General features: G+C 37.2%; 12 protein-coding genes. 7 read left to right on the top strand and 5 right to left on the bottom strand.

Features of this window, described 5'->3' with window-relative positions; all coding sequences use genetic code 11:
- Positions 1-51: 51 nt before the first annotated feature.
- A complete protein-coding gene (locus tag L8T27_RS21540) occupies positions 52-555 on the top strand; it encodes a DNA topology modulation protein (RefSeq protein ID WP_237942899.1) in 504 nt (167 codons plus the stop codon).
- A 200-nt stretch (positions 556-755) separates the two neighbouring features.
- Here L8T27_RS21540 and L8T27_RS21535 read toward each other — a convergent pair whose 3' ends face one another.
- Entirely contained in the window at positions 756-1289 is a 534-nt protein-coding gene (locus tag L8T27_RS21535) for a DUF6241 domain-containing protein (RefSeq protein ID WP_237942896.1), read from the bottom strand.
- Positions 1290-1483: 194 nt separating this feature from the next.
- Between L8T27_RS21535 and L8T27_RS21530 the strand changes: the two genes are divergently transcribed.
- From L8T27_RS21530 to L8T27_RS21520, 3 genes are all read left to right on the top strand, one after another.
- Positions 1484-2005, top strand: a complete 522-nt coding sequence (locus L8T27_RS21530) for a ClbS/DfsB family four-helix bundle protein (protein ID WP_233315084.1) — start codon at positions 1484-1486, stop codon at positions 2003-2005.
- A gap of 78 nt (positions 2006-2083) precedes the next feature.
- Positions 2084-2638, top strand: a complete 555-nt coding sequence (locus L8T27_RS21525; protein ID WP_233315085.1) for an SF0329 family protein — start codon at positions 2084-2086, stop codon at positions 2636-2638.
- 77 nt (positions 2639-2715) lie between these two features.
- Positions 2716-3150, top strand: coding sequence for a hypothetical protein (locus L8T27_RS21520; RefSeq protein ID WP_233315086.1), 435 nt, complete (start codon positions 2716-2718; stop codon positions 3148-3150).
- Positions 3151-3318: 168 nt separating this feature from the next.
- Here L8T27_RS21520 and L8T27_RS21515 read toward each other — a convergent pair whose 3' ends face one another.
- On the bottom strand, positions 3319-4026 hold the full coding sequence (locus L8T27_RS21515; RefSeq protein ID WP_233315087.1) for a YceI family protein: 708 nt from the start codon (positions 4024-4026) through the stop codon (positions 3319-3321).
- Positions 4027-4326: 300 nt separating this feature from the next.
- Here L8T27_RS21515 and L8T27_RS21510 point away from each other — a divergent pair, with 300 nt between their 5' ends.
- Complete coding sequence (locus L8T27_RS21510; protein WP_233315088.1) at positions 4327-5022, top strand: response regulator transcription factor; 696 nt, start codon at positions 4327-4329, stop codon at positions 5020-5022.
- Entirely contained in the window at positions 5003-6250 is a 1248-nt protein-coding gene (locus tag L8T27_RS21505) for a sensor histidine kinase (protein WP_237942893.1), read from the top strand. The genes L8T27_RS21510 and L8T27_RS21505 overlap by 20 nt, the downstream gene beginning before the upstream one ends.
- Before the next feature lie 45 nt (positions 6251-6295).
- On the opposite strand, the gene L8T27_RS21500 is transcribed toward L8T27_RS21505, so the two are convergent.
- The 3 genes from L8T27_RS21500 to L8T27_RS21490 form a co-directional block, all read right to left on the bottom strand.
- Complete coding sequence (locus L8T27_RS21500; protein WP_237942891.1) at positions 6296-7306, bottom strand: FecCD family ABC transporter permease; 1011 nt, start codon at positions 7304-7306, stop codon at positions 6296-6298.
- Between the two features lie 5 nt (positions 7307-7311).
- On the bottom strand, positions 7312-8289 hold the full coding sequence (locus L8T27_RS21495) for a FecCD family ABC transporter permease (RefSeq protein WP_233315091.1): 978 nt from the start codon (positions 8287-8289) through the stop codon (positions 7312-7314).
- Between the two features lie 64 nt (positions 8290-8353).
- On the bottom strand, positions 8354-9316 hold the full coding sequence (locus L8T27_RS21490) for an ABC transporter substrate-binding protein (RefSeq protein WP_237942889.1): 963 nt from the start codon (positions 9314-9316) through the stop codon (positions 8354-8356).
- Positions 9317-9639: 323 nt separating this feature from the next.
- Between L8T27_RS21490 and L8T27_RS21485 the strand changes: the two genes are divergently transcribed.
- Complete coding sequence (locus L8T27_RS21485) at positions 9640-13392, top strand: alpha-L-arabinofuranosidase C-terminal domain-containing protein (RefSeq protein ID WP_237942887.1); 3753 nt, start codon at positions 9640-9642, stop codon at positions 13390-13392.
- Positions 13393-13463 lie beyond the last annotated feature (71 nt).

The following is a 13463-nucleotide window of genomic DNA, read 5'->3' as shown; positions in this document are numbered from 1 at the left end:
GAAGGCTGCCATATGGCGGCTTTTTGTCATTATAGGGGAGGTGTAATATGAATGAAGAAGATTGTATTGATTGGTTCTGGTGGATCTGGTAAATCAACTATGGCCAGGCAATTAGGGGAAAAGTTAAATTTGAGGGTATATCATCTTGATGTATTATTCTGGAAGCCTAATTGGGTTGGCGTCCCGAAAAATGAACAAATAAATATTCAAGTTGAATTAGTGAAAGAAGAAAGCTGGATTATCGATGGGAACTATGGCGGTACAATGGATATAAGGCTGAATGCAGCAGATACAATCATTTTTCTTGATATTTCTAGATGGACTTGTATGTTTAGAATGATTAAAAGGATACTAAAATATCATCATAAAACTAGGCCAGATATGGGAGAAGGCTGTGAAGAAAGATTTTCTTTTGCATTTTTTAAGTGGATTTGGAAGTATCCTCATACGAAAAGACCTGTTATATTGAAAAGTCTAGAGGTTTTATCTAAACATAAGAAAGTGGTTATACTTAATACTCCAAAACAGGTTCGTTTATTTTTAGAAAGACTTTGATACTAAGTAATTCCATTTGCATTAGAGGTTATTCTAGTTAAGAAAATAAGATGCAATAAAAGCATGTATTGAAAAATTAAACATGCTTTTATAGTCCATCCAATCATAATAAATATGTTTAGGCACAGAACGGAATAATTAGCATAAGTAGCTGACAAACAGTTTAAATAAGGTATCATTGTTCAAAAGTCATAATGTCATTAATCCACATCAAAATGCTCTTCAATAAACGCTTTTTCTTCCTCTGTTGATAATACACCTGTCGCTTCACCGACTGAACCGCCTTGCAGCCTCCAAATAGCGTTATGATCTTTATCTGCTTGTGAAAAGTCTCCATTTGACCAGCGGTTAAGTATTTCTAAATACAGAGATTTGTGTTCATAATTACCGCTGTTAACAACTTTAATCAGTCTCTTGATTCGCTCTTGAGTCAGCGGCAAAAATCCCCACTTTTCATCTGCTTCAATTTTTTGATGTGACATTTTATGTATTGCTATTTGCACTTCGCCTTCACCAATATTTAGCGGGAACTCTTCCTCAACTGGTTTAGCATTAGTTTCCTCAATTTTAATAAATGTTTTTGTGTTTGAATCCGATTCAGCTGTGGCTGTTACTTCGCTAACTTTGACATCAGCTTTAGAAAATTGTAAATACGCAGAGTATCCTGCTGTTCCAGCAATAAGGATAGAACAAATTATAATTAATGTATTTTTTCTCCAAAATTTTTTCTTCACAAACATACTCCCTTCTTTATTAAGAACGTATCAATATATATTATAAATTAACAATTAAAAAAATTCTGTAAAAAATAATATATATCTATTTATTCTTATACATAATTTTAGAGATTTTTCCAGTTTTTTAGAAAGTACAATAAAAGACCGTATGTTCTTATGTTAATATATAGTAAAAGTGAGGGGATACGCCTATGAAAAATGAAAAAGAAAAATTATTAATAAACTGCGATATAAATTTGAAAACATTGTTAGAAATAATTGAGTCATTGCCTAGCAGAAAAAGGACTCAATCTATTGAAACTCAAGAAAGAGATAAGAATTTTCGTGATGTATTAATGCATCTTTATGAGTGGCAAGCAATGCTTGAAAGATGGCACAGAGAAGGTATGGATGGGGACATTCCTTGTATGCCGGCACCAGGATTTAAATGGAGTAATCTGAAAGAGTTAAATATGCAAATTTGGGCTAACTATCAAGATGTAACATTAAATCAAGCAATAAAAAAATTAAAGCTAAGCCATGGAAGGGTCACGAATCTTATTAAATTACATACTAATGAAGAAATCATGACAAAAAAATACTATAAGTGGACAAAAACAACAAACTTATACAGCTATTTCACAGCAAACACTGCTAGTCATTATAGCTGGGCTATAAAAAAATGTGAGGTTATCGCTAATTCTATTACGAATGATAGTAGAGTTATAGATTAAGTATTATAAACAAAATGCAGATTAGTTCTCCAAGAGCGTTTAGATATATAGACAGATTAAAAAGTGAAGGTGAATGTTTTGCAATGGAGTAAGTTGAAAACTACATTGGAAGGTTTTCTAAGTGATAAGCTAAAAGGAAGAATTCAAATACATGCAGCGGTTTATCGGAAATATCATGATAGTCCAAGTAGGGTATGGATTACTTTGGACAAACATGAAATATTAACAGCATCTGATGTTACATATGCAGTTAAACATGAGAAGCTATATCAACAGATTAAGGATGAAAAAGTACTAAAGGAAATCCCCTATAACCAAGATTGGAATGTAATGCTTAACTCCCTCGAACGAAGAGAATTATTAGTAGCTTCAGATGCTGCTGAAGAGATTATGATAACGCAAAGCATTTTTCAAAGTTACCATCTTTATGCAGCACTAATCAATTACAATTCTCTAACTATTGAGCAAGCTATAAACTCAGAAAATATTATTATTCAGGCTTTTTCTATGTTAGATAGAAGGTTAGGTAAAAGAAGGTTAAAAAAATTAAATCTATCTCGGGATACTCATCCCATAATTACCAAGTTCTATTCTATTAGGTGTGGTGTGGAAGGGATAAAAATCTCGAAGTGAGTTTTTTGAAATGGTAGGATTCTGGAAGAGCGATGCTATAATATAAGCAACAGAAGAATAATGATAGGGAGAGAAAAATGTTTTTATACTACTTGATGCTTAGCCTCGGAGTGCTGTTTGTAATAGCAGCAGTTATTTCCTTTATTGTAATTTATCGTGGTAAGGATTATTCATTATTAAAAATAATAAAAAATGGTGGAGTTTTATTGATAGGTGTTTTAATGCTAGTGATTACTCTTCCAAGCGTGAAATATGTTGTACTAAAGGAATATGATGTTGTCACTGGAAAATGTGTTATTGAAATAGATACAGCTGGTCGCTCTTCATCAGCAGAATTTAACATGCTCAACAAAGATGAATGGTTTTCCTTTAGGAATATTCCTGAACTAGATGCTTATGGAAAATCAATCCCTTACTATTGTGAAGTGACAGTTACAAAAGATCATATGGTTGAAATTAGTTACAAAATTTATGATGAAAAAACTAGAAAGTTAATAATATCAGGCAGTTAAATTTTAATCATTACTAACAAAGGGTCCTTATTTACTTAATAGAAAAACTAAAAATCTAGATGCTTTGTAAACATGGTAAAGGGAAGCGTTGCAGATTAGAATGGAATGATTATTAACCCCGAGAAAAAAGACAAAAACGCCAACATCCATTGGCGTCTTTATCAGTTATTATGCCTTATCTAATACAAGCTCCAACTGTACAGTAAGGTCATTCTCTGTGTCTAAGGCTACTGAATGTGGGTTTTCCATTCCGAAATCAGCGAATGTCACAACAGTAGATCCTGATAACAGAAGCTGCCCGTTTTGGTACATTGCTTCTGATTCAAATTGCACATCCTTTTCGATGCCTTTAATAGTGATTGTTCCATCTATCGTTACGGGTACAACAGTTCCTTCTGTCCAACTTGTTGGTAATTCTGAAAAGGTGCTTGTCGCAAATGTTGCTTCTGGAAATTCGGTAACATTTAAATACTCAGCGCCTTCTTTGACATGATCATCTCTTTGGGAATTCCCTGAATCCAATGCATTCATATCGACAATTCCTTCACCAGACATTGCTGTTGGGTCATTTATATCCACTGTCCAATTGCCTGTTACCTCTTCATTGACAAAGTTAACTGTTTCTTGTGATGTTGTAACAGACCAATATACACTTGAAGCGTCAGCAATTTGCCAATCACCGTTTAAATCTTCTGCAGAAACAGGTGTTGCATCAGAATCTGCACTTGCTTCAGATGTACTAGATTCCTCATTTTGATCTAACACAGAGTTTATCTCCACATTATTTCCCATAAAGCTGTTAAGTAATGTGTAGCCTCCGATTCCTAGTATAAGTACAGCAACTGCTGCTATTGAAATAATATATTTTTTCTTCATTTATATTCTCCTTTTATTATAGATATTTAAATTTAGATGGACATATTAATTACTCCCAAAAGACTTCGCATTACATATTTAATCAATTAATGATCCTTTGTCCGTACTGGAAGTAAAAGTAACAGCAGCTCCTCCTTTTCTTTCTGTTCTGTGCTAAGACTATCTTATAAACCGAACCTTAAATGAATCTTAAATGGAAGAATCAATGAATAAATTTTAAATTTGACTTTGAAAAGTGTTATGATTATCCTCATGAAATATGTTTTTAGACTTTTATTAAACTAGGTAAGGGGAAGTATAATGAGAATCTTAATCGTCGAGGATGAAGTGGGTCTTGCTGAAGCATTAGCGCAAATTCTGAGTAAAAACAATTATTATGTGGACATGGTGCATGATGGAGAAACAGGGCTGGATTTTATCCTCACCGGCATTTATGATTTAATACTGCTTGATATTATGCTGCCTGAACTAGACGGAATAACAGTTTTGAGAACAATTCGAGATAGGGGAATCGCAACTCCTGTTGTAATGCTGTCTGCAAAAGGAGAAGTTCCAGATAAAGTTTCAGGACTTGATAATGGTGCAGATGATTACATCGCAAAACCGTTTGCTACTGATGAACTGCTGGCAAGAATAAGAGCGGCACTAAGACGCAATAATGAAGTAGTTCCAGAAGATTCCTTGAAATTTGGAGATCTGGAGTTAAATATGTCTACCCTTATGTTAATGTGCAAAAGCAAAGATTTGAAATTAATTTTAAAAGAGGGCAAGTTATTAGAGCTGCTTTTAATTAGAAAAAATACGGTCACATCGAAAGAGCAAATCATTGAAAAATTATGGGGGCTTGATTCAGATGTTGAACATAATAATGTGGAAGTATATATTTCTTTTTTACGAAAAAAACTAGCTTTTTTAAATTCAATCGTCCAAATAAAAACAATAAGAGGGGTCGGGTATATTTTGGAGGTGGCATCAGATGTTCACAAAATTACGTAATCGCTTCTTAATTGCCAACATGGCTACCATCATCATTATTATGCTAGCAGCATTTATCTCTATCTACATTATTACTTGTCAAAAAGTAAATAGTGATATAAACATTAATCTAGAAATGGTATCTGATTATTATCACAAAAAAAGCAAAATCAGCAAGGATGACAAATCACCACCTTCTCAAGGTGAACAAACCGGCTTTTCAAAGGATGAACTTTTACCATGCTTTGAGCTGAGGACAGATGACAAGTGGAATATACTATCTTCACAATCTAAATTAGACCTAGATAATGCATTCTATGAAAGAGTTATAGAGGAGATATCAACAAGTGACTCTTCTAAAGGACGCTTAAAGCTAAATGATACTAATTGGGCATATATGGTGGAAGAAAATCAGTCAGGCTATTATGTTTATGCGCTTGATGTTACGGCCGAGTTAAAAGTCGTCGATAATTTAATTTATACCTTTATTCTTGTAGGTATTATTATGCTAATTATCGTGTTTATAGTTAATAGGTTTTTGGCTAACCGTTATATCGCGCCAGTCAAGGAAGCGTTTAATAAGCAGAAGCAATTTATTTCTGATGCTTCTCATGAATTAAAAACACCGCTATCTGTCATTCATACCAATACAGATGTACTATTGAGCAACCAGGAAGATTTAATTGCGAATCAATTAAAATGGATTCATCACATTAAAACAGAAACAGAAAGAATGAAGTTGCTTACCAATGACCTGCTTTACCTGGCAGAAATGGATGACAAACGCTCTGACTTAGTTTTTGCTCCTTTCAATATAAGCAAAGTAGTCGAAAGTGTCATTCTGACAATGGAAGGTGTTATCTATGAAAAGGAAGTCAATCTTGAGTATCATATCGAACCTGAGTTAAACACTTTTGGTAATGTGGAGCAAATGAAGCAACTAGTGATGATTTTAATAGATAATGCTATTAAGTACACAAATCTTCAAGGCTTAATTACAGTAGATCTAAGAAAGCGTCATAATGAAATATTACTAGAGGTAACAAATACGGGAGAGGGGATTACATCAGAGCATTTAGAAAAAATATTCGACAGATTCTATCGTAATGACCCTTCCCGTTCGCGGAAAAATGGTGGAAACGGCCTTGGTTTAGCTATTGCTAAATCGATTGTAGAGAAACATAAAGGGAAGATAACAGTGAAAAGTACTCCAGGTGGTATTACTACTTTTACGGTGCGATTGAGTTAAAAAAGGAGGAGCAAAAATAATTGCTCCTCCTTTTCCATTTGAATTTCACCGAGTCAACAATCCCTTCTTCGACGATTGCTTCCACAGCAAAAATAGAAAATATGGTGCCCCAATTAAGGCAGTGACAATCCCTGCTGGAATTTCAATTGGAGGGATTATTCCTCTCCCGATACAATCAGCAAAAAGCAGCATTATTGCTCCAATTAATGTGGTTGTTGGAATAAGATAATGATGAACTGTGCCAACTAGCTTTCTGGCAATATGGGGACTGATTAGTCCGACAAAGCCAATCATTCCTGCTGCAGCAACACTTGCACCAGTCAATAGGACGGATAATCCCATTAAAATTGCAGTGGCCGTTTCTGTTTTGATACCTAGACCGATTGCCGATTCTTTTCCTAGGATGAAAATATCGAGAGTTTTTGCTAGAAAAAGAGTAACAGTTATTAAGATAACTGCCCATGGCAGGAGGTCAATTACCGATTGCCATGTACGTCCAAATAAGCTGCCGTTCAGCCAAAGCAAGGATGTCTGCAGGTTTGTATTCATCTTTAAAATAAAGAGCTCTACACATGAACCGCAAAATGCACTAACAGAAACACCGACTAACGCCAATCGGGCAGGTTCGGTACCGGTGCGTTGATAGGTTAGTAAATAAACAGCTGCCGCAGCAATAGTGCCGCCGATAAAAGCGGCGATACCTGTCAGGGAGGGAGACGCTGCCGGAAACAGCAGGGAAAACCCGATTGCTCCAATGCTTGCTCCGCCTGTTATACCTAATGTATCTGGTGCAGCCAATGGATTTCGTAATATGGATTGAGCTATTACACCAGCAACAGCTAAGCATCCGCCAACGAGTAAGGCTAAGACAATTCGGGGCAGTCTGTAAAAAACTATAATGTATGTTTCGTTGTATTCTCCTAATCCGATCAAGGAAGAGATGACTCGAAGTGGTGGAATGGGCACTGCTCCCAGACCAATATTAATAACAGCCAGGGTTAGGAGGACTACACACAACCCCATCATAATAAAAAGCGGATGTCGTTTATAGTTCACATAACTCAACTCTTCTCTTTCATTTTTTTAGTGCGTGACAGGTAGACAAAATAGACGGAACCTAATAAGGCGGTTAAAATTCCTACCGGTGTCTCAGCAGGGAACATGATAAACCGGGAAAGGATGTCTGCAACAACTAATAAACAGCCGCCATATAAAGCACTTAATGGAAGCACCCATTTATAATCTTGTCCGGCCAAGTAGCGGACAATATGGGGGATGATTAAGCCGACAAAGCCAATCGGTCCGACAATGGATACGGTTGCGCCGGCGAGCAGTATGACTAGTATGCTTACATAAAGCTTGATCGCCACAAGTCTTTGCCCTAAATTAATGGCGACTTCTTCTCCTAACAGCAATATGGACAAGGAGCGATGGGAGCAAAAGGCAAAAAAATAAACAAGCAAACTAAGCGGCAGCAGAAGATAGACATCGTCCCAAGTGGAACCTGCTGTCATACCAGCCAGCCAAATAAGAATTGTTTTGATGGATTCTTCATTAAATATTAAGATTGATTGAGTTGCAGACGAAAAAAACGCTTGAATAGCAATGCCAACGAGTGAAATGCTAACAGCGATATTTCCTCCTCGAAATACCACACTCATGATAAAAATAAGCAATGCGGCGACAGTAGCACCGATAAATCCTGTAATGATGAGCCAATAGCCGGTAATCGCCGGAAAGAATACTAAGCAAGATACTACCGTTAAAGAGGCCCCAGCATTAATGCCAAGTACACTCGGTGAAGCAAGAGGATTGCGCATTAACGCTTGAATCAATGCCCCAGCAACAGCTAGATTTGCTCCAGTAATCATAGTAATAAGTAATCTTGGCATTCTAACATCCTGGAGAATGATTGCAGACTCTGATTCTGAGTTTGAAAACAAATCGGTTATTATTTGGGTGGATGAAAAGGAAAATGCACCAATCTTTAAAGAAAAAAAGCTGGATATTAGCAGAATTACTAGTCCTGCTGCAAACACGAATGATAGATTAAACCGGGAAGCTATGGAATTTCACCTCCAAAAAAAGAGAACGACTATAAAGTCATTCTGCATTTTCTGTTTTCATATTTTGTAAGATTTCTGTAAGTTTCTCTTTATTATCCTCAATAGCTAACAATGTTCTCCGGCGGGACCAGTCATTATGACCAACCTCGTAAACTTGCTTGCTGCTGACAGCAGTCAGCTTATTCCACAAAGGATCCTCTTTTAATGTTTCCAAAACAGAAGGAGCATCTTCCGTAATGGTCACAATTAATGTATCCGGATTGATTTTAAGAAGCTGTTCAATCGTTAGCTCTTGAGTTGTTGCAGTATCATCTTGCAGTGCATAATTAACACCTAGCGTTGTTAAGAAACCAGGTGTAAAAGCAGAGGAAGTCGATACACTAAATACATTTTCTTCACTGTATCCTGCTTGTAATACTGTCTTATCCGTTACTTCCATCTTTGATTTTAGTTCCTCACTTAATTGATTATGCTGTGTAATCAGTTTTTCTGCTTCGGACTCTTTATTTAATGCTTCACCTAGCTTTGTTGTAGTTTCTACTACCGTTTCATAGTTTGCGGCATCGTCTTTATAAGCAACGGTTGGCGCAATTTTTTGTAGTTCCTCGTAAATGCTCTCATGACGGTCAACATCAGCAATAATCAGATCAGGATTAAGACTTCTAATTACTTCTAAATTTGGCTGGGCACGTGTGCCGACTGATGTGTATCCATCGATTAATTTCATTGTATCTTCAGCAATTCTTTCTGGCTTATCATCATCTGCAACACCGATTGGTATCACGCCAAGAGCAGCAGCCGTTTCTGTTAAGCCAAGCTCTAATGTAACAACTCGCTCCGCTTTATCAGGAACCTCTGCTGTTCCAAGCTCATGTGTAACAGAGTGTGTAGCTACATTTTCGCTATTTGTATTTTCTTGACCTGCTGAACATCCAGCTAGGAATAAAGAAAATAGTGCAGCAACTAGGACAGGTTTTGTTTTAAAAGATGTTATGTACATTTTTCCCCTCTTTTTTCTATATTTTAGTTATATTGAGAATGATAATCATTGTAGATTGGTTTGTCAATTTAATATTTTAATATTCTTTTAATTAAAACTACTAGTCTAATTAAAATGAACCATAAAGAGGGGAGTTATAGGTATAAAAATTATTAACTAGATAATTTTATTCGAATATTAAGTTTAGATTTGTAAATTATATTGGAAAATTTCATTGTTCAATATTATAATAGTTGTAAGTATAAGTTTGATTTTAATGGTATTTGGTGCATACAAGTAGGGATTTTAAGTAAGCGCTTAAATAATTTTAAAGGAGATATTAAATGAAGCGAAACGATGAAAGTAACTCATTGGCTGAATCAATTGTTGCTCAATATCAATTTAATGATGCAGATAATATAGGAAGAGACAGTTCCAAATATGAAAATCATGCAACTGCTGAAGGGAAGATTAAACCAGTGGCAGAAACTGTTGGCGGGAGAAGTGCTGTTACGTTATCAGGCGGAGCGAGCGGGACATCCTATTTAAAGCTTCCAGCTGGGTTGCTTGAAGGAGTTACCGATCAGACTGGATTGACCGTCAGCACTTGGCTTTCCTTAGGGAAAGGGTCCAATGTTTGGGAAAGAATCTTTGATTTCGGAAAAGGGGAAACTGGACCGTACCTATTTTTAACGAGAAATTTACGGGGCAATTGTTTTGCTGGTTCGGATTTAATTGCTGATGCTAATAGAACATACTCTTCTGGAGAATGGCTACATGTGGCGATGACAGTCAGAGGCACAGAAGGTGGAACGTTAAGCAGTGCAGGTCCTGTTATTTATGTGAATGGTGAAATTGTTGCAGACGGAACAATCAGCCAGACTTCGAGCGGTACATATGCAAAGCTGCGCGAATGGTTTGAGACTTTTACTGATCAAGATAACTACAGCAATAATTTTATTGGAAAATCGCAATTTGAGGCAGATGCTGACTTTTGCGGCTCGTTGTCCGATTTCCGTGTATATAAGACTTGTTTAACACAAGATGAAGTAATTGAAGTGATGTGTGAAACACTTTCTGATACGGAGATTGTCGAGCTTGCCAGAGATAAATATTTATCATTTCCAATTACGGTCGTTTCAAAGGATGTTACACTTCCTGAAAGTCTTATGGGAGCGAAGGTGGCAGTCACATGGAAATCAAGTAATCCAAGCTTACTGTCAGATGAAGGGAAATTAGGCGAAATTAGCGAGCCGGAAGGAGTTACTTTGACAGCTGTGTTGCGTAAAGGAACGGAAACAGCGGAAAAGGAATTCTCATTGTCTGTCCTGCCGGAAGGAGTTCCATCTCATTTATTAACAATCGACGGAAATCAAGAAATCTTAGATATAAGCAAGACATTATATGGCTTGTTTTATGAAGATATTAATAACGCCGCAGACGGGGGAATATATGCCGAACTTGTCCAAAATCGTTCCTTTGAATCTTTTTTATTCGATACATATTCGCATACATCCGGTGTGTGCGGCTGTTCAACAGGAAGAAATCATCAGCCGCTTCATGCCTGGTATGGCGATATCGAGTCTGTTACCGTCCACAATACAGGCGGGTTAAATGAATTTTTCGACATAATGGATAAAGACGTTAATACACATTATCTTACTGTTCCAAATGGCAGCACACTTATCAATAAAGGCTTCACTGATTCTAATCATCATTGTGCTATGTCTATTAAAGAAGGAGATAAATACAATTTTACTATTTGGGCAAAAGCAGAAAATCAAGGAAGCATTCATCTGCAGCTTCAGGATAAAGATGGTGCAGCAATCAGCGACACAGTAACGATTCATGTTGACAACAGCAACACATGGAAAAAATACGGGGTAGATGAAAGTGTTGTTCTTACAGGTTCGCAGTCCATGCTTGGACAGCTGGCCTTAACATTTAGCGGTGACATTTCAATTGATATGGTATCTTTAATGCCACAGGATGTTTGGGGAGCTAGTGAGGAAGGAAGATCAGCAACTGCACATGAAAATTATCAAGGAAATCCGAACTATCGACTGCGGAAAGACTTAGTGAATGCATTAGCAGATCTGCATCCAACCTTCCTTCGTTTTCCAGGCGGCTGTATTTCAGAGGGCTCTTATATATGGGAGAATGTGTATGAATGGAAAGACTCTGTCGGTCCTATCGAACTGCGTAAGGAAAACTTTAATGTTTGGGGCTATATGATGACCATGGGTCTAGGCTATATGGAGTACTTCCAATTGGCTGAGGACTTGCACGCAATTCCGTTACCGGTTATGGCTTGCGGTGTGCTTTGTCAAGCGCGTTCTGATTATGTCCATCCTGCAGGCGGGGATTTAAGAGATTACTTTGTTAAGAGCTTTACAGATTTAATTGATTTTGCGATCAATACAGATTTTGAAGGTAATGAATGGGCAGCATTGCGTAAACAAATGGGCCATGAAGCACCATTTGAACTTCCTTATTTAGGTGTTGGCAATGAAAACTGGGGTACAGAGTTTTTTGCGAACTTTGAATATTTTAAAGCAGCAATTGATGCGTATATGGTGAAGCATTACCCAGACCATAACCTGCAAATAATCTCAACAGTTGGTGCGCAAGCGGATGATGATGCCTATCAGGAAGGCTGGAAATTCTTAAGCGGTAACTTAACAGAAGCAGCAAACGTCAGCTTTACAGACGGCAAAACAGTTACCGAAGAAACAGTAACATGGTATGAAACACAGCCTAATTATATGGATACAATCGCAGATGAGCATTACTATCGTTCCAATGATTATCTGTTGAATAACGCAGATAGATACAATTATTACTATAGAGCTTATCAGGCTGATGGCAGCATAAATGAGGCAGAAATTTCAAAAGTGTTTGTCGGCGAGTTTGCGTCTACTGACAAGAATACATTAGCAGGTGCAGTTGCTGAAGCAGCCATTATGACTGGGTTTGAAAGAAATTCAGATGTTGTCCGTCTGGCTGCCTATGCACCACTGTTCAACAAAGTACTTACAGATGGAACTTACCGTTGGACACCAGATTTGATTTGGTTTGATGACGAAACAGTCTGGTATACGCCAAATTATTATGTACAACAGCTGTTCGGAAAATATCTTGGTACGAAATTGCTTGGAACATCCTTTTCTTCTTACCAAAATGGGAGCTTGACTGAGCTTACAGCAAGAGGCGGCATTGAAATAGCTTCCGGAAATGCAGAGGTTGAAGTGAAATCTGTTAAGGTGATTGAAAACAAAAGCGGAGAAGTATTGTTCCAACAAGATTTCAGAGAAGAATTGCATGCTGCATGGCAGATGATTCCAGGTGCAGCAGGGTATACGCTTGATAAAGAAAGAGGCCTAGTATTAAAGCCGCAAAACAGTGGTCTAAACGGCTTGTATATCCAAAATGCAGCATGGACGAATTATAAAGTAGAAGTTGTAGCATCGAAGGTCTCTGGCAATGATGGTATATTTGTAGGTGTCGGATTAACCGATATTTCGCCAGAGAAAAAGGATGTACTGGAGTATGCGATCGGCTATAATGGCAACGCAACAGGAGTGAAGGTTTATAAGCAAGGCGTTGAAGGTTATAGACTAGGCGATTACTCATCCAGCACCGCAGCAGGAAATCTCCGCTCCAGCAGCTATGAAGAGCTTGCTGTTAATACGCCTTATTTAATTACGGTTAATTACGGCGGAGAAACAGGCAATCGACTCATCTGTTCATACACAGACGGAACCTTCAAAAGCAAAGTGCTAGATTATAAACTCGAAGCTTATAATCGGGATATCTACCACTCTGTCACAAAAGATGATAACCATGTATATGTGAAGCTCGTAAATGCAGATCCATTTGAAAAAACAACGAAGCTAGAACTAAAAGACATAGTTGTCAATCAGACCGGCAAGATGATAACAGTTACGGGAGATGCTTCGCTAATTTCTACTCCGAATGTAAACAAGAAAAATGCAGAGCTGATTGTACCAGCAGAAACAGAAATAAGCCTTGAGGGTAATGGTATAGTGGTTACTTTAGCTGCAAATTCGGTGAATGTGCTTGTGTTAAAGCGATAATGATCATTTAAATGAATGCATCTGATTAAAATCAGGTGCATTTTTTTAAATAGTGGCGTAGTCTATTTCAC

The organism is Niallia sp. Man26, assembly GCF_022049065.2.
Classification (GTDB): Bacteria; Bacillota; Bacilli; order Bacillales; family Cytobacillaceae; genus Niallia.
The sequence above is the reverse complement of the archived record's forward strand: the minus strand, read 5'-3'. Positions and strand labels throughout refer to the sequence as shown.